The organism is Pararobbsia alpina, assembly GCF_965118125.1.
Classification (GTDB): domain Bacteria; phylum Pseudomonadota; class Gammaproteobacteria; order Burkholderiales; family Burkholderiaceae; genus Pararobbsia; species Pararobbsia alpina_A.
This window is the reverse complement of record NZ_OZ221287.1, coordinates 2,617,056-2,642,773: the sequence shown is the minus strand read 5'-3', so window position 1 is coordinate 2,642,773 and position 25,718 is coordinate 2,617,056. Positions and strand designations below refer to the sequence as shown.

At 61.5% G+C, this 25,718-nt stretch carries 19 protein-coding genes and 1 tRNA gene; 12 read left to right on the top strand and 8 right to left on the bottom strand.

Going from position 1 to position 25,718, the window contains the following annotated elements; all coding sequences use genetic code 11:
* Positions 1-129: 129 nt before the first annotated feature.
* Entirely contained in the window at positions 130-1,722 is a 1,593-nt protein-coding gene (locus ACMFWR_RS11465) for an ABC-F family ATPase (RefSeq protein ID WP_413191792.1), read from the top strand.
* A gap of 128 nt (positions 1,723-1,850) precedes the next feature.
* Here the strand turns inward: ACMFWR_RS11465 and ACMFWR_RS11460 are convergent, their stop codons facing one another.
* From ACMFWR_RS11460 to ACMFWR_RS11450, 3 genes are all read right to left on the bottom strand, one after another.
* On the bottom strand, positions 1,851-2,051 hold the full coding sequence (locus ACMFWR_RS11460; RefSeq protein ID WP_413191791.1) for a DUF1289 domain-containing protein: 201 nt from the start codon (positions 2,049-2,051) through the stop codon (positions 1,851-1,853).
* Between the two features lie 171 nt (positions 2,052-2,222).
* Complete coding sequence (locus ACMFWR_RS11455) at positions 2,223-3,572, bottom strand: phospholipase A (protein WP_413191790.1); 1,350 nt, start codon at positions 3,570-3,572, stop codon at positions 2,223-2,225.
* A gap of 557 nt (positions 3,573-4,129) precedes the next feature.
* Entirely contained in the window at positions 4,130-5,464 is a 1,335-nt protein-coding gene (locus ACMFWR_RS11450) for an Nramp family divalent metal transporter (RefSeq protein ID WP_413191789.1), read from the bottom strand.
* Positions 5,465-6,281: 817 nt separating this feature from the next.
* Between ACMFWR_RS11450 and ACMFWR_RS11445 the strand changes: the two genes are divergently transcribed.
* The 4 genes from ACMFWR_RS11445 (at position 6,282) to ACMFWR_RS11430 (ending at position 10,356) form a co-directional block, all read left to right on the top strand.
* Entirely contained in the window at positions 6,282-7,352 is a 1,071-nt protein-coding gene (locus ACMFWR_RS11445) for a polyamine ABC transporter substrate-binding protein (protein ID WP_413194859.1), read from the top strand.
* Between the two features lie 111 nt (positions 7,353-7,463).
* Entirely contained in the window at positions 7,464-8,627 is a 1,164-nt protein-coding gene (locus tag ACMFWR_RS11440) for an ABC transporter ATP-binding protein (RefSeq protein WP_413191788.1), read from the top strand.
* Positions 8,624-9,538, top strand: coding sequence for an ABC transporter permease subunit (locus tag ACMFWR_RS11435; RefSeq protein WP_413191787.1), 915 nt, complete (start codon positions 8,624-8,626; stop codon positions 9,536-9,538). The genes ACMFWR_RS11440 and ACMFWR_RS11435 overlap by 4 nt, the downstream gene beginning before the upstream one ends.
* Positions 9,538-10,356, top strand: coding sequence for an ABC transporter permease subunit (locus tag ACMFWR_RS11430; protein WP_413194858.1), 819 nt, complete (start codon positions 9,538-9,540; stop codon positions 10,354-10,356). The genes ACMFWR_RS11435 and ACMFWR_RS11430 overlap by 1 nt, the downstream gene beginning before the upstream one ends.
* A gap of 113 nt (positions 10,357-10,469) precedes the next feature.
* Here ACMFWR_RS11430 and argE read toward each other — a convergent pair whose 3' ends face one another.
* Both argE and mfd read right to left on the bottom strand, forming a co-directional pair.
* Positions 10,470-11,696, bottom strand: coding sequence for an acetylornithine deacetylase (gene argE, locus ACMFWR_RS11425; RefSeq protein WP_413191786.1), 1,227 nt, complete (start codon positions 11,694-11,696; stop codon positions 10,470-10,472).
* Positions 11,697-11,927: 231 nt separating this feature from the next.
* Complete coding sequence (gene mfd, locus ACMFWR_RS11420) at positions 11,928-15,461, bottom strand: transcription-repair coupling factor (RefSeq protein WP_413191785.1); 3,534 nt, start codon at positions 15,459-15,461, stop codon at positions 11,928-11,930.
* Positions 15,462-15,686: 225 nt separating this feature from the next.
* Between mfd and ispD the strand changes: the two genes are divergently transcribed.
* Both ispD and ispF read left to right on the top strand, forming a co-directional pair.
* Positions 15,687-16,472, top strand: coding sequence for a 2-C-methyl-D-erythritol 4-phosphate cytidylyltransferase (gene ispD / locus ACMFWR_RS11415; RefSeq protein ID WP_413194857.1), 786 nt, complete (start codon positions 15,687-15,689; stop codon positions 16,470-16,472).
* A gap of 137 nt (positions 16,473-16,609) precedes the next feature.
* Positions 16,610-17,092, top strand: coding sequence for a 2-C-methyl-D-erythritol 2,4-cyclodiphosphate synthase (ispF, locus tag ACMFWR_RS11410; protein WP_413191784.1), 483 nt, complete (start codon positions 16,610-16,612; stop codon positions 17,090-17,092).
* A 145-nt stretch (positions 17,093-17,237) separates the two neighbouring features.
* Here ispF and ACMFWR_RS11405 read toward each other — a convergent pair whose 3' ends face one another.
* Both ACMFWR_RS11405 and ompR read right to left on the bottom strand, forming a co-directional pair.
* Positions 17,238-18,641: an ATP-binding protein gene (locus ACMFWR_RS11405; protein WP_413191783.1), complete on the bottom strand. Its 1,404-nt coding sequence runs from the start codon at positions 18,639-18,641 to the stop codon at positions 17,238-17,240.
* A 32-nt stretch (positions 18,642-18,673) separates the two neighbouring features.
* Positions 18,674-19,399: a two-component system response regulator OmpR gene (gene ompR, locus ACMFWR_RS11400; RefSeq protein WP_413191782.1), complete on the bottom strand. Its 726-nt coding sequence runs from the start codon at positions 19,397-19,399 to the stop codon at positions 18,674-18,676.
* A 275-nt stretch (positions 19,400-19,674) separates the two neighbouring features.
* Between ompR and ACMFWR_RS11395 the strand changes: the two genes are divergently transcribed.
* From ACMFWR_RS11395 to ACMFWR_RS11380, 4 genes are all read left to right on the top strand, one after another.
* Positions 19,675-19,941: a hypothetical protein gene (locus ACMFWR_RS11395; RefSeq protein ID WP_413191781.1), complete on the top strand. Its 267-nt coding sequence runs from the start codon at positions 19,675-19,677 to the stop codon at positions 19,939-19,941.
* Between the two features lie 605 nt (positions 19,942-20,546).
* A tRNA-Leu gene (locus tag ACMFWR_RS11390) sits at positions 20,547-20,633 on the top strand.
* Between the two features lie 462 nt (positions 20,634-21,095).
* The gene (locus tag ACMFWR_RS11385; protein ID WP_413191780.1) at positions 21,096-21,653 is read left to right on the top strand and encodes a glycoside hydrolase family 108 protein; all 558 of its coding nucleotides are present in this window, start codon (positions 21,096-21,098) and stop codon (positions 21,651-21,653) included.
* Positions 21,654-21,805: 152 nt separating this feature from the next.
* Positions 21,806-22,645: a squalene/phytoene synthase family protein gene (locus tag ACMFWR_RS11380; protein WP_413191779.1), complete on the top strand. Its 840-nt coding sequence runs from the start codon at positions 21,806-21,808 to the stop codon at positions 22,643-22,645.
* A gap of 119 nt (positions 22,646-22,764) precedes the next feature.
* Here ACMFWR_RS11380 and ACMFWR_RS11375 read toward each other — a convergent pair whose 3' ends face one another.
* The gene (locus ACMFWR_RS11375; RefSeq protein ID WP_413191778.1) at positions 22,765-23,937 is read right to left on the bottom strand and encodes a glycerate kinase; all 1,173 of its coding nucleotides are present in this window, start codon (positions 23,935-23,937) and stop codon (positions 22,765-22,767) included.
* A 248-nt stretch (positions 23,938-24,185) separates the two neighbouring features.
* Between ACMFWR_RS11375 and tig the strand changes: the two genes are divergently transcribed.
* Complete coding sequence (gene tig, locus ACMFWR_RS11370; RefSeq protein WP_413194856.1) at positions 24,186-25,541, top strand: trigger factor; 1,356 nt, start codon at positions 24,186-24,188, stop codon at positions 25,539-25,541.
* The last annotated feature ends 177 nt before the right edge of the window (positions 25,542-25,718 follow it).

Here is a 25,718-nt window from a genome sequence, read left to right as displayed (position 1 = left end):
CGCAACGCCCGCCCGGCGGGGCGGTGCGACGTTGCGTCGCACCGCCAGGATCGCCCCGTGCACGTGCGGTCACGGTGAAATGCTAAAATCGCGGACTTTCCAGCCTATTTCTTCCAAAGGGCGCGCGCAGTGCTGTCTACCGCCAATATCACCATGCAATTCGGGGCGAAGCCCCTGTTCGAAAATATTTCCGTCAAGTTCGGCGAGGGCAACCGCTACGGACTGATCGGTGCGAACGGGTGCGGCAAGTCCACCTTCATGAAAATCCTCGGCAGCGATCTCGAGCCGTCGGGCGGCAACGTCATGCTCGACCCGAACATCCGCCTGGGTAAGCTCAAGCAGGATCAGTTCGGCTACGAGGAAGTGCGGGTGCTCGACGTCGTCATGATGGGCCACACCGAAATGTGGCAAGCGATGAGCGAGCGCGACGCGATCTACGCGAATCCCGACGCGACCGAAGACGACTACATGCGCGCGGCCGAGCTCGAAGGCAAGTTCGCCGAATACGACGGCTACACCGCCGAAGCGCGTGCGGGCGAGCTGCTGCTGGGCGTCGGTATTCCAATCGACCAGCACAATGGCCCGATGAGCGGCGTGGCGCCGGGCTGGAAGCTGCGTGTGCTGCTCGCCCAGGCGCTGTTCTCGGATCCGGACGTGCTGCTGCTCGACGAACCGACCAACAACCTGGACATCAATACGATTCGTTGGCTCGAGGATGTGCTCAATCAGCGCAACTCGACGATGATCATCATTTCCCACGATCGACACTTCCTGAACCAGGTCTGCACCCATATGGCCGACATGGACTATGGGACGCTGAAGGTGTATCCGGGCACGTACGACGACTACATGCTGGCGTCGGCGCAAGCGCGCGAGCGTCAGGTCGCAGCGAACGCGAAGGCGAAGGAACGTGTCGCCGAACTGCAGGACTTCGTGCGTCGTTTCTCGGCGAACAAGTCCAAGGCGCGTCAGGCCACCAGTCGTGCGAAGCAGATCGAGAAGATCAAGGTCGAGGACATCAAGCCGTCGTCGCGTCAGAACCCGTTCATTCGTTTCGAGTTCGAGAAGAAGCTGCATAACCTGGCCGTCACGGGCGAGGCGATGACGAAGACGTATGAGCGCACGATTTTCCGCAATCTCGACCTGACCGTTCAGGCCGGCGAAAAGATCGCGATCATCGGTGAAAACGGCGCAGGCAAGACGACACTGCTGCGTTCGCTGGTCGGAACGACGCCGGTTGATGGCGGCTCGATCAAGTGGGCGGAGAACGCGAGCGTTGGTTATATGCCGCAGGATACGTACGAAGAGTTTCCTGACGACATGACGCTCACTGACTGGATCCAGCGCTTCACGCAGGAAGGCGACGACGACCAGGTCGTGCGCGGCACGCTAGGCCGTCTGCTATTTGGCGGCGACGACGTGCGCAAGTCGGTCAAGGTGCTGTCCGGGGGCGAGAAGGGCCGGATGATTTTCGGCAAGCTCATGCTCGGTCGCCACAACGTCCTGATGATGGACGAGCCGACGAACCACATGGACATGGAATCGATCGAGTCGTTGCAGATTGCACTCGAACGCTTCAACGGGACCCTCGTGTTCGTGTCACATGACCGTGAGTTCGTGAACGGCCTTGCATCGCGGATCATTGAAGTGCGGAATGACGGGACGGTGAAGGATTACCACGGCACGTACGAAGAGTATCTGGCGAGCCAGGGGATCGTTTGATCCGGGAGGCCGACTGCCGGCATTCCTGAAGCACCACGAAAAAGCCACGCTTATGCGTGGCTTTTTTGCTCTCTGGTTCCGCCAAATGTGAACGACGTCGACGAGCGCGGAAAATTCAGAATAGCCGCTCAACCCTTCTCGCGCGTGAAGCGCATTGCGGTGCCTTCGCGTTCGATGCGGTTCCAGACGGCGCGCTTTTCTTCTTCGCTCAGAAAGACCCAGTTCGATACTTCGACGGCCGTGCGGCCGCAGCCTTTGCAGATTTCGTCGAACAGGGTCGAGCACACGCCAATGCAGGGGCTGTCGGGAAGGTCGTTGAGGCTGGACATGAATCGGCTGGATGGATCAGGGCCTATAGGTTGACACGGCAGCGTCAGGGACGGCCTGCGTGTAGAGGTCGACCGATTATACGGAAGTCGGCCGACCTCGTTCTGGCCCGATCTCGTGACCTGCAGTGCACTATCTATCCGTCGCTTTTCTCGTGGCCGTTTGCGTTCGCATCATCGCGTGATGCTGTATCCGATCCGGACTGAGTTCGAGTGGTGGTTGTAGTCGATCAGTGTTTCGCCGTAGCCACTGAACACGCCGAGCCACACGTATCCGCCAAAGCCACTACCGAACAGCTTCTGAAGCGGGTAGGTCAGTTGTGCATCGATGCTGCCGTAGTGACTTGCGGTGCCCTTGCGAAGTGTTGTGGCGAGTTCCAGAGCATCGGGGTCGCCGTATTTGATCAAGAGATCGACGTAGCCGCGATATTGCTGAATATCGGGGTTATCGCTCTTTTCAAAGTAGTAGTACATCTTCGGCGCGATCACGAGGCGATTGCCGAGCACGTTATTCCACGTGAAGATCGGGCGCACGAATACGGTGTTAATGCTACGCGAGTTCGTGCCGTCCTTGCCGTTCGATTCATGTTCGACACCGGTCTCGATGCCGAGCGTAGAAAACCAGCTCGAGCGCACGCCAGTATCGGGCAGGTAGTAGAACAACGAAGGCCGGAAGTTTGTGTCCTTGAACGGCTTGGAGTCTTTACTCAGATCCCAAATCGACAACTGTGTGTAACCGAAGTACAGATTGTCGAAGAGCGATCGCGAGCGAGGGTCACTGGGTTCGAAAAGACGGTATTTGAAGCTGAGCTGGAACTTCGCAGTCGTATCGCCTTCGCTCGGACCCAGTGCGAAGTAGACAGGCTCGTTGAATGATATCCGGGTCGTCTCTGTCACCAAGGGCGCGGATGCGGATGGGGTTGGCGCGACGGAGCCACCGGCCGACGCAGCAGACGCCTGCGCGGGACTTTCCGTCAACGCACCCGGCGCAGCGCTCGCATTTGCACCGGCGGCTTGGTCAGCGGCGCCTGTACCGCTTTGCCCACCACTCAATGCTGGCGTTTGGGGCGACGCAGTCGGTCCTGCGACCGGCGCGTTGGCGGCCCAGTTGAGGACCACGACGCTGGCCGCCGCATCGAACGTGACGGGCGCAATCTGCACTGTTCCACGAACGTCCTTTGGCCACGCAGCGCTGTAGGCAATCTTCTTGAATTGTCCCGACGTCAGTGTGACGGCGGCAGGCACTCCCGCTGCGTGATGCAGCTTGAGCCGCCGTGGAGCGAGGCCGTCGGTCGTGACGATATCGACCTCGATCTCGTCAGGGACCTCGTATCGTTGCTCGCCCGCGTCATCCTGCGATAGCAGCAGGACCATCTCGAGAGGCCGCTCTCCCGCGAGCTCACGCGCTGGCTGCAACAGTGTCACGGTGGCCTGTGCGGTGTCGATGAGCAGCGCGCCCGAAAGGGCGAACAGCGCCTGCGCGATCAAGCGTCGCGGAGTCAGGGTCGTCGGGATCAACGTCAATGCGTGTTCCTCCTGGGAACGGCTAAGAGTGACTTCGCCCAACGTTCGGCGCAGTGCTCGGGTTGTGAATCGGCGAGGGCGCTTGCCCGCCTTGTATCGACCCGACGCTGGCCTGCATCAGCCTGTACTGGCCTGCATCGGGTGGCACGCGATTGTCCTGTACCAAAAGCAGGGATAAGTCTGAATCAGCGTCAGGCTTTGCCGCTAGTCACTTGCACACGTGAACCGTGAGTGCGCTTTCTATCAGCGTCGACGTCACAGCGGGCACGGTCGATCGTGCTCGCGGGCCTTCGGCCGATACGCGGTAGAAATTCCCGTGCCTGCTCCCGGACTGTCAGTCGGGATGGGGAGAGCGATACGCAGCGTGCGCGAATGCGGACGGTGAAGTACGGCGGTGAACTAGGGCGGTGAACTACGGCGAAGAGGTACGGCAGTGAGGTACGGCGGTGAGGTACGGCGGTGAAGTACGGCAGTGAAGATGGGCCAACGCGCCGGATAACACCGGCGGGTCAGCCCTTCGCTCATTCAGCGTGCTCGATCAGCGTCAGCGTGCCCGATCAGCTCGTGGCAGCTTGCCAGAGCAATGCGCCATTCATGATGAGGATGATGGCCGTGCACGCCCACGCAGCGAACAGCGCGAGTCCGCCGACACGCCATTTGCCCATCAATCCTCGATCCGCTGCGAAGCGCACGAGCGGAATCACGGCGAGCGGCAACTGAAGACTCAACACCACCTGGCTCGCCACAAGCATTTGGTTCGACCCATGCTCGCCAAACAATGCGACGGCGCCCAGCGCAGGCCCGATGGCGACGACGCGCGTCATGATCGTGCGCTGCCAGGCCTTGACCTTGATGTTCAAGAAACCTTCCATGACGACCTGGCCGGCGAGCGTCCCCGTCACGGTCGAATTGAGACCGCACGCAAGCAGCGCAGCTGCGAAGAGCAGACCGGCCCAGTGATGACCGAGCAACGGTTCGATCAGACGTTGCGCATCGGCAAGATCGGTCACGGTCGTGTGGCCCGATGCGTGGAACACCGCCGCTGCAAGAATCAGCAATGCCGCGTTGATGATGAACGCGAAGCCGAGCGAACCAAATGTGTCGGCGTTCACGCCGCGCAACGCTGCACGGACCTCATACGAGCGACGCGTACCGCCGTGTTCCTTGACGAGGGCAGAGTGCAAATACAGGTTGTGCGGCATGACCGTCGCGCCAATGATCCCGGTGGCGAGCCAGAGCATGCCCGCATCGGTCACAAGCTTCGGCGACGGGGCAAAGCCCGCAAGGGCTGCATGCCAGTCGGGACGGGCAAGCGCAAGCTGCACGACGAAGCACAGCGCGACGAACAGGATCATCGCAGTCACGAGCGATTCGAGCGAGGTCGCGCCGCGCCGCGGCAGGAGCAGCATCACAAAGCTCCCGACTGCGGCAAGCAACACGCCCACCGTCAGCGAGACACCGAGCAACAATTGCAAGGCCACGGCACTACCCACCACCTCGGCCACGTCGGTCGCAATGATCGCGACTTCGCTTGCAAGCCAGAGCACCTTGGCCGTGCGCGGCGAATAATGCTCACGCGACAGCTGCGCGAGATCCCGGCCCGTGACCACGCCAATACGCGACGACAACCATTGGAGCAGCATGGCCATGATGCTGGCCGCTGCGACGACGCCAAGCAGTTTGTAGCCGAACTGCGCACCGCCCGCGAGGGAGGTCGCCCAATTGCCCGGATCCATATAGCCGACGGCGATCAGCGCGCCCGCGCCGACGAAGCTGAACCACGTGCGCACGGGGCGGACGACCGGTGCGGTCGGGGTCGTTGCAGCGCCGCCCTGTGCGGGCGAATCCGGCGCGGACGACGGCGGTGCGACGAGGGTCTGAGTGGCTTCCATGGCTGTGCTCTCGGGCCGGGGGCGAAGCCGGCGTTTTAACCGTTGTTCATGCAAATGATAATAGTTCTCATTGCGTCCAGCCATTTGATAAGTCCGATCAGGTCAATAAATATTGTCGATGAAGCTCTGCTGCCCGGAGCGGACAAGGCGTGCTACCTGGCTGGCGGGTCCGATTTCGCCGCGGATTCGTGGCTCGGAGACTCAGCAGGCAGACGCTTGTGGCGACACATGGCTGCTAACCGGGACACGCCGCAAAATATCCCAGCATCAGTCAGCCGGCCCATACGCCGTCGACCTCCGTTCTGCCCGCAGCTTTGCAAATGCCACCGGCGGTCACTCGGAGACGATCCGGGCCGGCCGCGCTGTTACAACAGATGACAGCACGATCGCACGTCTTGCGCCACGGGCCCCTGACGCGCTCTCGGGTTATTCGCAATGGACGTGCGAGAGCACGCGATTCCCATTTGTTGCGAGCCTACGCCTTACGACGTTGTAATCCTCTAAAACGCAAAAAAAACGTGCACAAGAGCTTTAATCCCTCAACGTTTTCAACAATAATGACGCCCGGCTCGCGGTCGGTTGATTTGTGCGCGACGAATCATTTTGGCGGCCCGCCGACTCGTGTACTTTGAGCACCGTCGGCGCTGTGCGACGGCGCTTTTGCGCCGATCCATCCGAAAGAAAGACGAAAGGGACCATGGGCCCCACAGGGACCCATCGAGACGACAGAAGCGCGATCGCGAGATCGTGACTGGACGGAGAACACATGATGAACGGGAAGATGCGCACGGGTCTGGTTCGCGCCGCGGCGCTGCTGATGGCAACGGCAGCAGCAGCCGCTGCCGGTACGGCCGTCGCGAAAGACACGCAGCTCAATGTCTATAACTGGTCTGACTACATCGCGAAGGATACGATTCCGAACTTCGAGAAGCAGACCGGCATCAAGGTCAAGTACGACAACTACGACAGCGACGACACGCTCCAGGCCAAGCTTCTGACGGGCCACTCGGGCTACGACATCGTCGTCCCGACGACGAACTATGCGGGCAAGCAAATCGCCGCTGGCATTTTCGAGCCGCTCGACAAGTCGAAGATCCCGAACCTCAAGAATCTCGATCCGAATCTGATGTCGCTCGTCGCGGGCGCCGATCCGGGCAACAAGTACGCGGTGCCCTGGGCCTACGGCACGACGGGTCTCGGCTACAACGTCCAGAAGGCGCAGGCCGCGCTGGGCGCAGGCGTGGACCTCGACAGCTGGGACGTGCTCTTCAAGCCTGAAAACCTCTCGAAGCTGAAGTCGTGCGGCGTGTCGGTGCTCGACGCCCCGGACCAGGTGTTCGCGGCAGCGCTGCACTACATCGGCAAGGATCCGAACAGCACGAACCCGGCGGACTATCGCGCGGCGCTCGAGATGCTCAAGAAGATCCGCCCGTACATCACGCAATTCAATTCGTCCGGCTATATCAACGACCTCGCCGGCGGCGACATCTGCTTCGCCTATGGTTTCTCGGGCGACGTGATCATCGCGAAGAAGCGCGCTCAGGAAGCAAAGAAGTCGTTCTCGATCAACTATCTGATCCCGAAGGGTGGTGCGCCGATCTGGTTTGACGTGATGGTGATTCCGAAGGATTCGGCGCATAAGGAAGCCGCGCTCGCGTGGATCAACTACATCGAGACGCCGGAAGTCCACGCCGCGATCACGAACGAAGTGTTCTATCCGAGCGCCAACGCCGAAGCACGCAAGTTCGTCGCGAAGGACGTGGCCGACGATCCGGGTGTCTATCCGACGCCCGACGTGCTCAAGACGCTGTTCCTGCTCAAGCCGCTTCCTGCCGATATCAATCGTCTCGAAACGCGCTTGTGGACTGAGTTCAAGACGGGCCGCTAAGCCCGTTCAGGGCCGCAACAGCACGCGCACGGAGACACTGCGCAACGACGTCGTCAAAGCCCCCGGTCGCTCGGGGGCTTTGTTTTACTGCAAGGAGAGACCCCAAACATCATGAGTGAGCTGTCGAACGCGCGAGTGGCCGGGGCCGCACCGGTCGCAAGTGGCGCCCGCACAGGCGGCGACGCCGAACGCTTTGTCCAGGTCGTGGATGTCGTCAAGGATTTCGGCGGCGGCACGCTCGCCGTCGACAACGTGAACCTCTCGGTTCGCAAGGGCGAGATCTTTGCGCTGCTCGGCAGCTCGGGCAGCGGCAAGTCGACATTGCTGCGTATGCTCGCAGGTCTTGAAACCGCGACGAGCGGCAAGATCCTGATCGATGGGGAAGACCTCGCTGCGATGCCGCCGTATCGCCGGCCGGTCAACATGATGTTCCAGTCGTATGCGTTGTTTCCGCACATGTCGGTGGAGGGCAATGTCGCCTTCGGCCTGCAACAGGAAAAAACGCCGAAGGACGAAATGCGCGAACGCGTCGCGAAGGCGCTCGAGCTCGTGCAGATGTCGCGGTATGCGAAGCGTAAGCCGCACCAGCTTTCCGGTGGCCAGCAACAGCGTGTTGCGCTGGCGCGCAGTCTCGTCAAGCGCCCGAAGGTGCTGCTGCTCGACGAACCGATGTCGGCACTCGACAAGCAGATCCGTCAGCGCACGCAGATCGAAGTCGTCAACATCATCGAGTCTGTCGGCGTGACGTGCATCATGGTCACGCATGACCAGGAAGAGGCGATGACGATGGCGCACCGGCTCGCTGTGATGAGCGAAGGGCGCATCGTGCAGATCGGCACACCGCATGAAGTCTATGAGTTTCCGAATTCGAAGTTCTCGGCCGAGTTCATCGGCTCGACAAATCTGTTCGAAGGCACCATCGTCGAAGACGAAGCCGATCACGTCTGCATTGACAGTCCTGCGCTGCCCGCGAAGATTTATGTGAGCCATGGCATCTCCGGCACGATCGGCATGGGCGTGACGGTTTCCGTTCGCCCCGAGCGCGTGGCCGTGTCGCGCACACAGCCCGCGCAAAACGCGAACTGGGCTGCCGGCACCGTGAAGAACCTTGCATATATGGGCGGTTACACGCTGGTCCATCTGGTGCTCGATTCGGGACGCAAGGTCGTGGCGAATGTATCGAGTCTGGCGTTGTCGGAACTCGGGGAAGTCGACACGGACTCGCGGATCTACGTGTCGTGGAGCGCAGGCTCCGGTGTGGTGCTGGTCAAATGAGCACGCTGCCGAAGTGGATCGAACGCGTGCGCCCGTCGGGCCGCACGCTGGTGATCAGCGGGCCGTTTATCTGGTTGCTGCTGTTCTTTCTCGTTCCGTTCATTCTGGTCGTCAAAATCAGTTTTGCCGATCAGCAGCTTGGCATTCCGCCGTATACGGAACTCGCGACAATCAAGGACGGCGTGATCAATATCGCGCTGCAGCTCGGTCATTATGCGTTTCTATTGACCGATTCGCTGTATTTCGCGACTTACGTGAATTCAGTTAAGGTCGCGGCAATCACGACATTATTGTGTCTGTTGATCGGCTATCCGATGGCGTATTACATTGCGCGCTCGAATCCAGGTACGCGCAATTTGCTGATGATGGCGGTGATGCTGCCGTTCTGGACATCGTTTCTGATTCGCGTTTATGCGTGGATCGGGATTCTCAAGAATAACGGTCTGCTCAATCAGTTTCTGATCTGGACCGGAATTATTCACGATCCGATCGAGTTGTATCATACGAATATCGGTGTCTATATCGGCATGGTGTATTCGTATTTACCATTTCTGGTGATGCCGCTGTATGCGCACCTCGTTAAAATGGATTTGCGTTTGCTTGAGGCGGCCTATGACCTGGGCGCCAAACCCTGGGTCGCGTTCTGGCGAATCACGATTCCTCTGTCGAAGAACGGAATCATTGCCGGATGCTTGCTTGTGTTTATTCCGGCGGTGGGTGAATACGTGATTCCGGAATTATTGGGTGGTGCGGATACGCTGATGATTGGCCGCGTCATGTGGGATGAATTCTTCAATAACGCCGACTGGCCGATGGCCTCGGCGGTGACCTGCGCAATGGTCTTGCTGCTGCTCGTGCCGATGGCCTTGTTCCAGTATTTCCAGAATAAGGAACTGGAGGAGCGTCGATGATTCGCCCCCATCGCGGTCTTCAAATCACGATGCTCGGCATCGGGTTTGCGTTTCTCTATATTCCGATTCTGAGCCTGATCGTTTATTCATTTAATGAATCCAAGCTCGTCACGGTCTGGACGCAGCTGTCGCTCAAATGGTATGCGGCGCTCTGGGATGACGACGAGCTGATTTCAGCGGCATGGCTTTCATTGCGAATCGGTTTGCTGACGGCGTTTGCGTCGGTGATTATCGGAACGTGGGCCGGTTTTGTGCTTGCGCGTTTCGGACGCTTTCGGGGATTCACTTTATTCTCGGGCATGATCAACGCGCCGCTCGTGATTCCCGAAGTGATTCAGGGTATTTCGCTGCTGCTGCTGTTTGTCGAAATGGGGAATCTGATCGGCTGGCCTGCCGGGCGCGGCATGCTCACGATCTGGATCGGCCACGTGATGCTGTGTATTTCGTATGTGGCGATTATTGTCCAGTCGCGCGTGCGTGAACTCAATCCGCAACTCGAAGAGGCTGCGCTCGATCTGGGTGCAACGCCGCTCAAGGTGTTCTTCGCAATCACGTTGCCGTTGATTTCTCAGGCGCTGATGGCGGGTTGGCTGCTGTCGTTCACGCTGTCGATCGACGACCTCGTGTTGTCGGCGTTTCTTTCAGGACCCGGTTCGACGACACTACCGCTCGTGGTGTTCTCGCGTGTGCGTCTCGGTTTGAATCCGGAAATGAACGCGCTCGCGACGCTGTTTATTACGGTGGTCACGATTGGCGTTGTCGCGGCGAATTTCTTTATGCAGCGCGCTGAGAAGCGACGGTTGATGGGCGTGGCCTGATCCCAAACCAGTCCCTGCGCAAAACAAAACGGCCCCGAACTACAAGGTTCGGGGCCGTTTTTTGTTGGTGCGATGAAACGTAATGCGGACGTCAAATAACGATTATTCGAGCATCAAGCAACGGCCATGCTTCGAATCAGTTTCTGAATAAACGTCTCGCACAACACAATCTGTTCGAGTGAGACGAATTCATTCGGCTTGTGGGCCTGCTCGATATCGCCCGGACCGCAAATCACGCTCGGGATGCCGGCGCGTTGAAACAGGCCGGCTTCAGTGCCGTAGGCGACCTTATGCGTCTCACGATTCGCAGTCAGTCCGCGGACCAGTTGAGTGATCGCATCCTGTTCGGATGCCTCGAGTGCGGGCGATGACGAGCGGCGGGTGAATTCGATCGCCGCATGCGGCACGATCTTGCGCATTTCGGGCTCGAGCACATCGCGTGCGTACGCTTCGATTTGCTCAATGATCTTCGACGAATCGACAGCCGGTAGCGTCCGGTATTCAAAGACGAATTCGCACAACGCGGGCACGGTGTTCACGGCAATGCCGCCGTGAATGGTGCCGACCGATGACGTCGAGAAGGGCACATCAAACGCCTCGTCGAACGGGCCTTCGCGCTTGAGCGCATCGGCGATGTCGCGGATCTGGCAGATCAGGCGCGCTGCGTATTCGATCGCGTTCACGCCGCGCGGTGTCAGCGAGGAGTGCACCGCGTGGCCCTTCACGCAGCATCGGTAGGAGCTGATGCTCTTGTGCGCGACGATCGGACGCATGCTCGTCGGCTCGCCGACGATGCAGCCATCGGGACGCACGCCGCGTGCTTGAAGCTCTTCGATCATCGACGGAGCGCCGACGCAGCCGATTTCCTCGTCGTACGAGAAAGCGAAGTGCACGGGTTTGTCGAGCCGGGTCTGGAGCAGATCGGGCAACGCCGTGAGCACGACGCCGATATAACCCTTCATATCGCAGCTGCCGCGGCCGTAGAGCTTGCCGTCGCGTATCACCGGAGAAAACGGGTCGCTTTCCCAGTCCTGTCCGTCGACGGGCACGACGTCGGTGTGACCGGACAGCACGACGCCGCCTTGCGTCGCGCCGTTGGCGGCAGGCAAGGTCGCGAAGAGGTTGGCCTTGTTGCGGCCGGCGTCGTAGGTGAGGGTCGAGTCGATGCCGCTCGACTTGAGGTGATCCCGGACGGTCTCGATAAGCCCGAGATTCGACTCGCGGCTCACGGTGTTGAAGGCAATCAGGCGCTCGATCCAGTCGAGCGATTTCGGACGGGCGTTCTGCTGCGCTGCGCCGGACTCGCCCACGACACGCGCGCTTTCGGCGATTTCGGACATGACAACTCTCCGTGCGGATGGATCAGGGGATCATAGCGCAAGTCGGATGAGCCGGTTTTTGAAGGCCCGGCGACAGCGCGGGTAAGCGCCGCGCGCGGGCGGTGGCATGCGGGTTTATACCTATCTTTGGTGCGGCGAGCGGCCCGCGCAGCCGGGCAACGCGCGCGGCGTCGAGCGGGCCAACGAGCACGCCTGTGAGTGCGCCTATGAATGCGCCAATCAGCGAATCAACTACCGGGACGGTGCCGTGGTGCGAGCCGGTGCCCCAAGCGCACGCAACGTCTCCTTGATCGTCGCAACACGCACCGGCAGGTCCGGGCTGCGGGTCTCGATCCGCAGTTTGTCCTGCCCCGCGAGCTTGATGTGCCGATTCTTCTGGACCATTTCAATGATCCGGATACCGTCGATCGGCGGATTCGGGATGAACTGGAATGCGATCACATCCTCCGACGCATCGATCTTCGCGACACCCAGCGGCTTGGCAGCGAGCCGCAAGCGATGCGTTTCGATCAAGGCCTGTGCCTGCGACGGCAGCTTGCCGAAACGATCGACCAGTTCTTCGTGAACGTCATCGATCGCATCGCTCGTTTCGCAATTCGCGAGCCGCTTGTAGAGCGACAAACGCTCCTGCACATCGCCGCAGTAATCCGACGGCAGGATCGCCGGGATATGCAGGTTGATCTCGGTCGTCGCCGCGAGCGGCGCAAGCAGGTCGGGTTCCTTGCCGGCCTTGAGCGCCTTGACGGCATCGTTGAGCATGTCGGTATAGAGCTGGAAGCCGATCTCGTGGATTTCTCCCGATTGCTTGTCTCCGAGCACCTCGCCGGTCCCGCGGATTTCGAGGTCGTGCATCGCCAGATAGAAGCCCGCGCCGAGCTCTTCCATCTGCTGAATGGCCTCGAGCCGGCGCTGCGCCTGCTTGGTCAGCGCGCTCGGGTCGTGGACCATCAGATAGGCATAGGCCTGATGGTGTGACCGGCCGACCCGTCCACGTAACTGATGCAGCTGGGCGAGACCGAATTTATCGGCCCGGTGCAACAGGATGGTGTTCGCACTCGGGACGTCGATACCCGTTTCGATGATCGTCGTACACAGCAGCACATTCGCGCGCTGCGACACGAAATCGCGCATCACGCGCTCGAGCTCGCGTTCGTGCATCTGGCCGTGGGCGACGACGATGCGCGCTTCGGGCATCAGTTGCTCGAGATGCGCGCGGCGGTTCTCGATCGTTTCGACCTCGTTGTGCAGGTAGTAGACCTGGCCGCCACGCTTGAGCTCGCGCAGCATCGCTTCGCGCACGACGCTGTCGTCTTCGCGGCGCACGAAGGTCTTGATCGCGAGCCGCTTCTGCGGCGCCGTGGCGATGACCGAAAAGTCGCGCAGCCCTTCGAGGGCCATGCCGAGCGTACGCGGAATCGGCGTCGCGGTCAGCGTCAGCACGTCGACCTCGGCACGCAGCGCCTTGAGTGCTTCCTTCTGCCGCACGCCGAAGCGGTGCTCTTCGTCGATGATCACGAGGCCGAGCCGTTTGAACTTGACGTCGGGCGAGAGCAGCTTGTGCGTGCCGATCACGATATCGACCGTGCCTTCGTTGAGAGCCTGGATCGATGCGGAAACTTCCTTGGTCGTCTTGAAGCGCGACAGCTCCGCGATTCGCACGGGCCAGTCCGCGAAGCGGTCCGAGAAGGTCTGGAAATGTTGTTCGGCGAGCAGCGTCGTCGGCGAAAGGATGGCGACTTGCATACCGCCGAGCACGGCGATGAACGCCGCGCGCAGTGCGACTTCGGTCTTGCCGAAGCCGACGTCGCCGCACACGAGGCGGTCCATGGGTTTGCCGCTGGTCATATCGGCAATGACCGCAGCGATGGCCGATGCCTGGTCGGGGGTTTCCTCGAAGCCGAAGCTTTCGGCGAACTTCTCGTAGTCGCGCGGCTCGAGCGGGAACGCATGCCCCTGGCGCAAGGCTCGACGGGCATAGAGGTTGAGCAGCTCGGCGGCCGTGTCGCGAATTTGTTGGGCCGCTTTGCGGCGTGCCTTGTCCCATTGTCCGGAACCCAGCGCATGCAAGGGGGCGGTGTCGGGGTCGGCACCGCTATAGCGCGAGATCACATGCAACTGTGATACCGGAACGTACAGTTTGCTTTCGCCCGAGTACTGGAGGTGCAGAAACTCGGTTTCGCCTTCGCCGAGGTCCATCGTGACGAGGCCGAGGTAGCGTCCGATGCCGTGCTGCGAGTGAACGACCGGGTCGCCGACCTTGAGTTCGGACAGGTCGCGCACCATCGAGTCGACATTGCTCGCCTGTTCCTGGCGGCGCTTGCCTGCGCGCCGTGCGAGCTTGCCGTAGAGCTCGTTTTCCGTGACGACGGCAAAGCCTTCAGGGCTCAGCTTGAAGCCGGTAGCGAGCGGCCCTACTGCGAGTGCGAAGGTTTGCGCGGGCGTTGCGGCAAACGTGTCGAACGAATCGATCAGTTGCGGGCGCAGACCATTGTCGGCCATCAGTTGCGCAATGGTCTCGCGGCGCCCGGCGGACTCGGCGAACATCACGACGCGCGGACCGTCGCTGCCCGCTGCGCCGACGAAGCTGCGCAAGGCCATCACGGGATCGTCAGCGTGACGATCGACGGCGAGGTTCGGCAGCGGCGCCGCCCAGTCTCCGCTGCCCGTATCCGCAGGGGCCGGCAAGGCCAGGCGTGCAAACGGCTTCGCGAGGATGAACAGGTCTTCGTCCGTCAGGAACAGCTTCGACGGCTCGAGAATCGGCCGCTCGCGATCGTGCGACATGAACGCGTAGCGCTGCTTGGTATCCGTCGTGAAGCGGCGAATCGACGCTTCGAGATCGCCGATCATCACCAGATGCGCATCGGCCGGCAGATAGTGAAACAGCGTCGCGGTTTCTTCGAAGAACAAGGGCAGGTAGTACTCGATGCCCGACGACGGCACGCCCGCGCCGATGTCCTTATAGATCGGTGCGCGGCTCGGGTCGCCCTCAAAGGTCTCGCGCCAGCGGCCGCGAAACGCCGTGCGCGATGCCTCGTCGAACGGGAATTCCCGGCCGGGGAGCAGGCGGACTTCTCGCACTGGGTAGAGGCTGCGCTGGGTATCGGGATCGAACGCGCGGATCGTTTCGACCTGATCGTCGAACATATCGATCCGGTACGGCAACGGGGAGCCCATCGGAAACAGATCGATAAGGCCGCCGCGCACGCAATATTCGCCGGGGCGCATGACCTGGCTCACGTGCTCATAGCTCGCCAGCGTCAATTGGGATTTCAGGCGCGCTTCGTCGAGTCGCTGGCCTTGCGTAAATTCGAAGGTGTACGCGGCCATGAACGACGCGGGCGGCATCCGGTAGAGCGCCGTTGTCGCCGGCACGATCAGGATGTCGCAACGGCCGGCGTCGAGATCGTGCAGCGTGGCGAGCCGTTCGGAAATCAGGTCCTGGTGCGGCGAGAACGAGTCGTAGGGCAGCGTTTCCCAATCGGGCAGCAGACGCACACGGGCTTCCGGCGCGAAGTAGCCGATTTCGGCAAACAGGCGCTGCGCGTCGACTGCGCTCGCGCACAGCACGGCGAGCAGCGGCAGCTTGTCGCGGTATTGCCTGAAGTAGCGCGCGATCAGCAGCGCATCCGATGAACCCTGCGTGCCGGAGAACGCGTAGCGCGTGCCGGCCTTGACGAACGGAACAGGCGAGGGCACGGGCGGCACCGGAGGCTGAACCGTTTGTGCCGGCGTGGACGACGGGACAACTGACTGATCGGACATATCTGATTCTTCAGGCTCTTTAAATGACAACACCCCGGCGCGCAAGCGGGCCAGGGGTAAGACGTTCGTTCTTCGCGCTCGGAGCGCTCGCACACTCCACAACCGGTCTGGCCGCAAGCGTGTGAGCGATTGGCGTTCCTGCCACGCTCAAGCGATACGGATCGCGGGCAGCCGCCGTCGCAGGCTACGCCGATCGTTGGATCCATGCAGGGTATCCACCGTGCCGTGCGCCTGACCGAACGCAATATTATAGAATTCGCTCCTTCTCTCGACTTGACGTTTTTTCGCGTGAACGCTCGCCAGAATGATCGGCTCTATGCCTTGATCCCGTGTGCCGGGGTCGGCGCGCGCGCCGGCGCCAATATGCCCAAGCAATACCGGGCGATCGGCGACCGCGCGTTGCTCTATTACACGTTGTCCGCCTTCGATGCGTGCGACGAACTCACTGATACGCTGGTCGTGCTGTCTCCGGACGATGCGCTGTTCCAGGCCGCGGACTTCGACGGTTTGCGCTTTACGCCGGCCCGCTGCGGTGGATCGACGCGCCACGAAAGCGTGCTCAACGGGCTTGTCGCGCTGGCTGAGATGGGCGCGCAGGATCACGACTGGGTGCTCGTGCACGACGCCGCGCGCCCGGGCGTGACCCCCGCGCTGATTCGCCAGCTCGTGGAAGCCGTTCGCGACGACGATGTCGGCGGCATTATCGCGATGCCGCTTGCCGATACGCTCAAGCGCGCGGCGCTCGATCCCGCGCTTGCCCGGATCGGCAATACCGAGCCGCGTGACGGCCTGTGGCTCGCGCAGACGCCGCAGATGTTCCGTGTCGGCTTGCTGCGTGATGCGCTGCTCAGCGCGCAGCAAGCAGGTTTTGCGGTCACGGATGAAGCAAGCGCACTCGAGCGTCTGGGCCTTCAGCCGAGACTTGTCGCCGGCAATATGCGCAACTTCAAGGTGACGTACCCCGAGGATTTCGCCATGGCTGAAGCGATTTTGCTGGGTCGCGGCGCTTAAGGCTGACGTCCGGTTGAGCCCGGGTTGACGTCAGGTACACATCGAGCGCATGTCGGGCGGAAATCGAGCGCACATCGGGTTCAGGTCGCTCTCGGGCCCGGATTCACACACTCCACATACATAAACAGGACACACACATGACGGCTTTGCGAATCGGACAGGGGTATGACGTGCACGCTCTGGTGACGGGTCGTCCGTTGATCATCGGCGGGGTCACGATTCCGTTCGATCGCGGACTGCTCGGTCACTCGGATGCCGACGTACTGTTGCACGCGGTGACCGACGCACTGTTCGGCGCGGCATCGATGGGCGATATCGGCCGGCACTTTCCGGATACGGATGACGCATTTCATGGCGCGGACAGCCGCGTGCTGCTGCGTGAAGCCGCCAAGCGCGTGCGCGAGGCGGGCTTTGCGATCGTCAACGTCGATACGACCGTGATCGCGCAAAAGCCGAAGCTCGCACCGCATATCGGCGCAATGTGTGCGGTGATTGCCGAAGACCTCGGTCTCGCAACCGACGCGGTCAACGTCAAGGCGAAGACCAACGAGAAGCTTGGCTATCTCGGCCGGGAAGAAGGCATCGAAGCGCAAGCGATCGTGCTGCTCGAAAAGATCTGATCCCGAAAGCGTAACCGCCGCGGATACGCGGCGGATCGAGCAGGGAGGCTGGAGGCAGTGAAGGACTTGCAGGTGACAGCGGTCTGCCTATGCCGCCAGCCGGCGTCGCGGCGGCCCGCTCGGTGCAGGCTGCCTCACCGACGCGTCACGCCTCGCGCTTGAGGTCGCGGATCACATCGCGCGCGGCATCCACGCCACGGCTCGTTGCCCGATACTCGGGGAAGCTCAGCGACACTTCAAGCCCTGGACCCGGTTGCCGGTTGCGCAGACGCAGCGCGCCGCGATGGCGCGACACGAGCCGCTGCACGATCGCCATGCCGAGGCCCGTGCCGTCGGCTTGCGTGCGTGCCGTGTCGACGCGATAGAAAGGTCGGGTGACGAGCGCGATCTGATCTTCGGGGATCCCCGGGCCGCGGTCCCAGACATACAGTTCGACCTGTCCGTGCTGAACGAGGGTCTGGACGCGGATCTGCGGAATCTCGTCCTCGCTGTGCTTGCCGTATTTGCGCGCGTTTTCGAGCAGGTTCGCAATCACGCGCCGCATATCGGTCGAATCGCCTTCGATGCTGGCGCGCTCGGCGAGGTCGAGCGTGATCTCGACGCCATCTTCGCTGAGCATGCGGCTCGCGATTTCGCGCACGAGATACGACACGTCGACGATTTCGGCCATGCGCTGCGCCGGGCGCGCGTAATCGAGGAAGCGGCCGATGATCTTGTCCATCTGTTCGATGTCGTCGACCATCGCGTCTTTCGTTGCGGTATCCGCAGGGCTCATTTCCGTTTCAAGCCGCAGGCGCGCAAGCGGCGTGCGCAAGTCGTGCGAGATGCCCGCAAGCATGACCGCGCGATCCGCTTCGAGCTGCTCGAGGTCGCGCACCATCTGGTTGAAGCTTCGATTGGTTTCGGCGGCAACGCCCATGCCGCGCTCGGGCAACAGGTCCGGCACCTGGCCCGCACCGAGCTTGCGCGCTGCAAGCGCGAGGCGCGCGAACGGGCGGTTCACGAGACTCGTGATGAACGCCGCGCCGAACAACGAGAGCGCCAGCGCGAAAATACCCCAGCCCAGCCACTGCAACCCCGTGACGTTGTCGAGCTGGTCGCGATCGAGCGCGACCCAGTAGTCGTCGTCGTCGATCTTGAAACTGATCCAGACACCGGGAATATCGTTGACTGACTGCGCGATGACCGTGTCGTTGCCGAGCCGGCCGCGCACGTCGCTTTCGATCAGCCGGTTCAGCGACTCGTCAGGCTGAAGCTGGAACTTGTCCGACGTTTCGCGCGGATACACGCGCACGCCTTCGTTGCTCTCCAGATCCTGAAGGAGGGCGCGGCGAAGGTCGGGATCCGAATACAGGAGTGCTGTGCGCGTGAGCTTGACGATGGCGACGAGCTGGAGCGCAACGCGCTGGGCGCGCGGCTCGCGCTCGATCACGCGGAAGCTCTGGAACCATGCGGTCAGGCTCACGGCGATCAGCAGCGCGATCAGCAAAAAGGTTCGCCAGAAAAGCCCGCCGAAAGCGAGGCTGAGCAGGCGCCGGTCGATACGCATACAAGCGCCTTTTCAGAACGTTCCGGGCAAGCTCAGGCCGCTCCGTCCGGAATGAAGACGTAACCGAGTCCCCAGACCGTCTGGATAAAGCGAGGGCTGCTCGGATCGGGCTCGATGAGCTTGCGCAGACGCGAGATCTGCACATCGAGACTCCGGTCGAACACTTCATATTCGCGGCCGCGTGCAAGCTCCATGAGCTTTTCGCGTGACAGCGGCTGGCGAGGGTGGCGCGCAAACACCTTGAGCACCGAGAATTCGCCCGTGGTCAGTGGCATCTCCTGACCATTCTTGGTCAGCGTGCGCGTGGCGAGGTTCAGCGCGAACTCGCCGAATTCGAAGACCTCGGTGGTTTCCGACGGGGCGCCCGGCAGTTCAGACGGCGTCTGACGACGCAGCACCGCGTGAATGCGTGCAACGAGCTCGCGCGGGTTGAAAGGCTTGGGCAGATAGTCGTCGGCACCCATCTCGAGGCCGACGATGCGATCGACGTCTTCGCCCTTCGCCGTCAGCATGATGATCGGCGTGCGATCGTTGCTGCCGCGCAGGCGACGGCAGATCGACAGACCATCTTCGCCCGGGAGCATCAGGTCGAGCACGAGCAGATCGAAACGCTCGCGGACCCACAATTTATTCATTGCCGGCGCGTTTTCGGCGACGTACACATTGAAGCCTTGCTCGCCGAGATACCGGCGAAGCAAATCGCGCAGGCGGGGATCATCGTCGACAACGAGGATTTTTGACGGGTTTTTGGTTTCCATGCCGTGATCTTATCGTGATTCGTTTTTCGCGCGCGGTTGGCGTCGGAACGGACTTACAAAGGGTTACAAAATTTACGGGGTCCGTGGCACGACGACAAGATGCGTTGCGTACACTCTGGCTCGATATTGAAATTAGTGTTAACAATCTCAAAAGACGCGTCGTTCCTAGCACGCGCCGGGTGACGCGCTTCAGGGCAACCATGGATCCACCATCGGTTGCCAGGCGCATGCGGATGGCAGACGAAGGTAATCAAAGGCAAGCAATGACGGGGGCGGTGAGGCGAACATTGACGATCGGACTGGCGGGGCTCCTACTCGGCATCATGTCGGGTGCTCATGCCCAATCTACGTCCGAAGACCGTCCGCATCGCCGAAGCGCTCACAAGTTCTCGAAGATCGTCATTCCTCCGCCGCCACCCGCGCCCGATCCCGTTCCCCCCGAGATCTCCGAGCGCCGCCTCGACGGCCACATGAGCCCCGACGAGCGGCGACTGTTACGTCAGCATATCGAAGACGCCGTGCGTGAGCTTTACAAACGGTAACGGAAGCTTGCACAGTTTCCGGCGGCCCCGTGAGTCGGGTTTTGCCGCATACGCGACGTGCACCCCGACCCAACGCGCGTTGGACCACGCAAAAATCGTTCTCGGCCATTGGGATTTTTCCGCAGCAAGTCGCACGTTGTAACAATTTAGCCTCGGCACATCTCGCAAAGTGGGCGTTGCAACGTTCCGAGGTCTGCTTCGGAGGCATCCCAACGCGTGATGCGAGGGCGTCGATGTGATGCGAAGTGGTCCGGGCCGTACGCGGGTCATGTCCCGGATGCGCGATCGTCGATGTATACCGTGGCCCGAGTCCAAGGGCCGAGGATCGAGGGCGGCGAAGGCGAGGTTGAGGGCAATCGGAATAAATCGTTGGCTTTTGATTCCCTCCGCCGTCCTGTTAAATCCCGCAAGACATTGATTAACCGATCGGCTACACTAGCGGACTTCGCAGCGCGCGGCCCCTGGCCCGCGTGGCAGTCTTGCGGCAGGGAAACCTGATGCACACATACCGGCGTGATCGGGCGTTAGCTTTCGATCTCGGTATGCAGGCGCAGTGATGCGCCGGCAGCCGTATCGAAGGGCGACGCGGCGATCGATGCCCGGGCGCGAGGATGGCGAAATTGGTAGACGCACCAGGTTTAGGTCCTGACGCCAGCAATGGTGTGCGGGTTCGAGTCCCGCTCCTCGCACCACTCTTCTAGTTGGATCAACGTTCCCAGGAATGCCGCGCTGATTGGCGGCGCGTTTTCTGCCGGGGCGTGCATTCTGCTCCAGTCCAGTCCAGTCCAGTCCAGTCCAGTCCTGTCCTGTCCCGTCCTGTCGTGTCCCGTCAGGTCTCAATTCCTTCCGTTTCATCTGGTCGCGTGTTGTCTCGTCTCGTTTCGTCTCGGCGTGCGCCGAGACGCGCTGTCGCTATCCGGGGCGGACACGTCCATGTGCGCAAATCCGCGTCCTCCGTCGTCACGTGCTCAGCTGGCCGTTGGGTCGAGTGGGCAGCGCGCTGCGCGCGTGGCGTAATGGTCGTGTCGAAAGGCCTGCCGCGCGCATTGCGCACCAACGCGCTGGCGAGTGCGTCGACACCCGGTCCGGGAAGGCGCGCCTGGCATGGCGTCGTTTCTCGTTACGTACGCTGCATGACATGGAGGTATCGAACTGTGACGCTGCTACCCACTCACTTCGACCGTGCGTTTGCGTTTGTCGTCGGAATAGAAGGGGACTACTCCGATCATCCGCTCGACCGTGGCGGGAAAACGCGTTTCGGAATCACTCAGGCCGTGGCGCGCGCCGAGGGCTATGCGGGCCCCATGTCGTCATTGCCTCTGGGGTTGGCCAAGACGATCTATCGACGACGGTACTGGGATGCACTGTCGCTCGATCGCGTGGCTTCAATCTCCTATCCGGTCGCGCTCGAGTTGTTCGATACGGGCGTGAACATGGGCCCCTCGATCGCAGCAACGTTTCTGCAACGTTCTCTCAATGCGCTGAATCGGCGCGCGCGGGACTACGCTGACGTGCGAGTCGACGGCGCGATTGGAGAGCAATCGCTGGCGGCGCTCCATGGCTTCTTTGGTCAGCGCGTCCACAAGGCGGAGGCCGTTCTGCTCAAGGTGCTGAACTGCCTGCAGGGGGCGCGTTATATCGATACGGCGGAGCGGCGCAGCGCCAACGAGGACTTCGTGTTCGGCTGGTTCGACAACCGCATTGGCATGTGAAGAAGCCGGCGGGCCATGATCTGCGTTTTGTACCTCGATACTATGGTGACATCGTCCACGTGAGCGGGGCGCTGGCGCGAACGCGGGGGCAGTCGATTAGAATGTCGCCTCGCGCACGCGCCCATGCTGCGTGTCGTTTTGAAGAGTCATTTGTGAACCCCGATCAATACACGCAGGAAAAAGGCGCGCCGCTCGGCTCGAGCGCGTACTACGCGCTGCTTCGCGCACGCGCTTCGCAGCGTCGCGGACTCACGGCGCTTTTCGCGCTTCGCCGCGAACTCGAAGAGACGGTCGAGCAGACTTCGGACACGGCAGTGGGCAGTGCGAAGCTGGCCTGGTGGCAACGCGAGCTTCGAACGATCGACGCCGGGCAACCGACTCACCCCGTCGCGATCGAGCTTCGTAGTCAACTCGACACTGCAAACATCGGTTCGACCGTCGAGGCATTCTTCGAAATCGCTGACGGCTTTGCGATGGACCTTTCGCAGGCGCGCTATCTCGATCTCCCGGGTCTTCAGCAATATGTGCGCAAGGTTGGCGGTGCGTTTTCGGCCGTGCTGGCGCAGCAGGCGAAGGACGGCGACGGCGACAAGGAGTGGGCGTTCAACGCGGGCGTTGCGCTGATGTTCGCGGAGATCGTGCGCGACATCGGCGACGATGCGCGACGCGGTCGCATCTACATCCCGATCAGCGAGATGCAGCAGTTCAACGTGACGGCGGCGGACATCATCAATCGACGCTATTCCGACAACTTCACCGCAATGATGAAGTTCCAGCTCGAGCGTGCTCGAACGGGGCTGCGTGATGCGCTGTCGTCGGCGTCGCGTGCAACGCTCAAGAGGCAGCCCGTCTTGCGTGCGCAGATCGCGATTGCGCTGGCCTTGCTCGATGAAGTCGAGGGCGAGCAATATCAGGTGCTTCACCAGCGCATCGCACTGACGCCGGTCCGCAAGCTCTGGGTCGCATTCCGCGCGACGCGCTTCGGAATTTGACCGCTTAAGCACGCAAGCCCAAGCGCCCGAGCCCGAGCACTCAAGCCCGAGCACTCAGGCCCGAGTACCCAAGCCCGAGTACCCAAGCCCGAGTACCCGAGTACCTCCGAGTGGTTCGACTAAACGGTCGTCGGGCGTTTCGTTGCCGCACGCGCCGATTCAAATAGCCGCGCCAGCTGCTCGGCCGCATCGGCGAGCAGCACCTCGGCGCCGCTGATCGCGGCGTCGAGCGTCATCGGCCCCGGAGCAGGCGAAAAACACCCCGAAAATACCTGGCTTAACGCAGGCAGTGCGTCGGGAGCGATTGCGCCAGAAAGCAGGGTGGCGGGAACGCCCGCGCTGCGTGCATGCGCGCATGCGATATACGGCGTCTTGCCATGTAGCGTTTGTTCGTCGCTGCGTCCTTCACCCGTGATCAGCCAATCCGCGTTCTCAAGCGCGGCGTCGAGGCCGACCTCCTTGGCCACGATTTCTGCACCGGGCTGAAACGTCGCGCCGAGGGCGTGCAGCGCGAATCCGAGACCACCGGCCGCGCCTGCGCCCGGCAGATCGCGAACGCGTTTGCCCAGCGCCGCTTCGAGCAAGTCGGCGAAATGCTTGAGCGCATGATCGAGCGTGGCGACCTGCGAGGGCTTCGCACCTTTTTGCGGGCCGAACATCGCGCTTGCGCCTTGCGGTCCGCAAAGCGGGTTATCGACGTCCGTCATGGCCACGAGTTCGCAGCGACGCAGGCGCGCATCGAGCCCGGTCACATCGATGCTTGCCAACTGCTCGAGCGACGCCGGAGTCGGCGGCAGCGCATCGCCTTCCTCGTCGAGCAGGCGAACGCCGAGCGCGTTGAGCAGGCCCGCGCCACCATCGTTCGTGCTGCTTCCGCCGAGCGCGATCAGGATGCGTTGTGCGCCTTTGTCGAGGTGGGACCGGATCGCATCGCCGAGGCCAAGGGTGCTGCGATTTTCGATCGAAATGCGCGTGCCGGCAGGGTCGGTGAGACCGACGATCTCGGCACTTTCGACGATCGCCGACTGATCCGCGAGCACGCCGGAAGCCGCCTTGCAGGGTTCGCCAGCAGCGTTGCGAACGGTCAGCGTGATGCGCTTGCCGCCTTGCGCGAGCAGCGCATCCAGCGTGCCTTCGCCGCCATCCGCGAGCGGACGGATGCGCACATCGGCGTTGTGCCAGACGCGCCGTAGCCCGGTTGCCACGGCATCGGCCGCGCGCTGCGCGGTGAGCGAGCCTTTGAACGAATCGGGGGCGACAACGACGACGGGCGCTGCGACGGTGTTCGGCATAGTGATCCTGAGTGAGAGGAAGGGCTCTTGTGCAATCCGGGCGGGCCTTCGGGACAGCACCGGTTTACGGCACACGCACGCATCGATATAGTCGCGAATCCCGTGCGCGAGGCTTTTTTCGCGTGCAGCGAAAAGAGTTTGCTAGAATACTCGGCTTCTTTCGACCACTGCGCTTTGCGCTGAGCCGACGGCCTGCCTGCAATCTCGCCGCATGTGCTCGCACAAGAACTTTCAGACTGGATGCATCCATGGCTAACGTTGTAGAAAATCTCGGCAAACTCGAACGGCGTGTCACGATCTCCCTGCCCAAGGAAGCCGTGCAGAAGGAAATCGACACTCGCATCAAGCAGCTCGCAAAGAATGTGAAGATGCCGGGTTTCCGTCCGGGCAAGGTGCCGCTCAAGATGGTCGCGCAACAATATGCGGGCCAGGTCGAAGCCGAAGTCCTCAGCGACAAGGTCGGCCGTGAATTCTTCGATATCAGCCGCGCGGAAAACCTCAAGGTTGCCGGCTCGCCGCGTTTCGCGTCGAAGGAAGGCGAGCAGGCTGCTGATGCGTACGCGTTCGATGCGACGTTCGAGGTCTACCCCGAAGTGAAGATCGGCGATATCGCGACGGCCGAAGTCAGCCGCACGACGACGGAAATCGGCGACGCGGAAATCGATCGCACGGTCGATATCCTGCGCAAGCAACGCGTTCACTACCATGCACGTGGTGAAGCGGGCGAACACGGCGACGGCGGTGCCGACGTCGAAGCGAAGGACGGCGACCGCGTGACGGTCGACTTCGTCGGCAAGATCGACGGCACGGCATTCGCCGGTGGTACGGCAGAAGACTTCGTGTTCGTGCTCGGCGAAGGCCGCATGCTGCCCGAATTCGAAAAGGGCACGCTGGGACTGAAGGTCGGCGAATCGCGCGATTTCGACCTGGCTTTCCCCGAGGATTATCACGGCAAGGAAGTCGCCGGCAAGACGGCTGTCTTCACGGTGACGCTCAAGAAGGTCGAATGGGCGCATATGCCTGAAGTCGACGGCGAATTCGCGAAGTCGCTCGGCATTGCCGACGGCGACGTCTCGAAGATGCGCGGCGAGATCAAGGAAAACCTCGAACGCGAAGCCAAGCGCCGCACGCAAGCGCTGCTCAAGAACCAGGTGATGGACGCGCTGCTCAAGATCAGCGATCTCGAAGTGCCGAAGTCGCTCATCGAACAAGATCAGGAACGCCTCGTCGAAATGGCGCGTCGTGACCTCGAGCAACGTGGTGTGCCCAACGCAGCTCAAGCGCCGATCCCGGCTGAAATGTTCCGCGAACAAGCTGAACGCCGCGTCAAGCTGGGTCTCGTGATTGCCGAAGTTGTTCAGCAAAACAACCTGCAAGCGAAGCCGGAGCAAATTCGTGCAGAAGTCGACGAGTTCGCAAAGAGCTACGAAGATCCGAAGGAAGTGGTGCGCTGGTACTATTCGGACAAGCAACGCCTGTCGGAAATGGAAGCATTTGTCGTTGAAAACAACGTCGTTGAATTCGTGACGGCGAAGGCAAAGGTCACCGACAACCAGGTCGCATTCGAAGAACTGGCAAGCGCTGCTGCTGCGCAACAAGCCTGATACGACTCAGTCGATTCAAGCTGATTCAAGCTGTATCGCGCCGGACCGCTTTTGCGGTCTTGCGCAAACCGAATGCGCCGGAAGTTCTCCGGCGCATTGTTTTTAAGCGTCCGGATCGAAGCGACGGCACTGTCCGGTTTGTTGAGATCCAATTCGACGCGGTCAGTCGCAATACGG

Bases quoted from the DNA above. Each gene is read 5' to 3' on its own strand.
- ACMFWR_RS11460 (WP_413191791.1), bottom strand. From the start codon at position 2,051: ATGTCCAGCCTCAACGACCTTCCCGACAGCCCCTGCATTGGCGTGTGC.
- ACMFWR_RS11450 (WP_413191789.1), bottom strand. From the start codon at position 5,464: ATGGAAGCCACTCAGACCCTCGTCGCACCGCCGTCGTCCGCGCCGGAT.
- ACMFWR_RS11445 (WP_413194859.1), top strand. From the start codon at position 6,282: ATGGCAACGGCAGCAGCAGCCGCTGCCGGTACGGCCGTCGCGAAAGAC.
- ACMFWR_RS11440 (WP_413191788.1), top strand. From the start codon at position 7,464: ATGAGTGAGCTGTCGAACGCGCGAGTGGCCGGGGCCGCACCGGTCGCA.
- ACMFWR_RS11435 (WP_413191787.1), top strand. From the start codon at position 8,624: ATGAGCACGCTGCCGAAGTGGATCGAACGCGTGCGCCCGTCGGGCCGC.
- argE (WP_413191786.1), bottom strand. From the start codon at position 11,696: ATGTCCGAAATCGCCGAAAGCGCGCGTGTCGTGGGCGAGTCCGGCGCA.
- mfd (WP_413191785.1), bottom strand. From the start codon at position 15,461: ATGTCCGATCAGTCAGTTGTCCCGTCGTCCACGCCGGCACAAACGGTT.
- ispF (WP_413191784.1), top strand. From the start codon at position 16,610: ATGACGGCTTTGCGAATCGGACAGGGGTATGACGTGCACGCTCTGGTG.
- ACMFWR_RS11405 (WP_413191783.1), bottom strand. From the start codon at position 18,641: ATGCGTATCGACCGGCGCCTGCTCAGCCTCGCTTTCGGCGGGCTTTTC.
- ompR (WP_413191782.1), bottom strand. From the start codon at position 19,399: ATGGAAACCAAAAACCCGTCAAAAATCCTCGTTGTCGACGATGATCCC.
- ACMFWR_RS11375 (WP_413191778.1), bottom strand. From the start codon at position 23,937: ATGCCGAACACCGTCGCAGCGCCCGTCGTCGTTGTCGCCCCCGATTCG.
- tig (WP_413194856.1), top strand. From the start codon at position 24,186: ATGGCTAACGTTGTAGAAAATCTCGGCAAACTCGAACGGCGTGTCACG.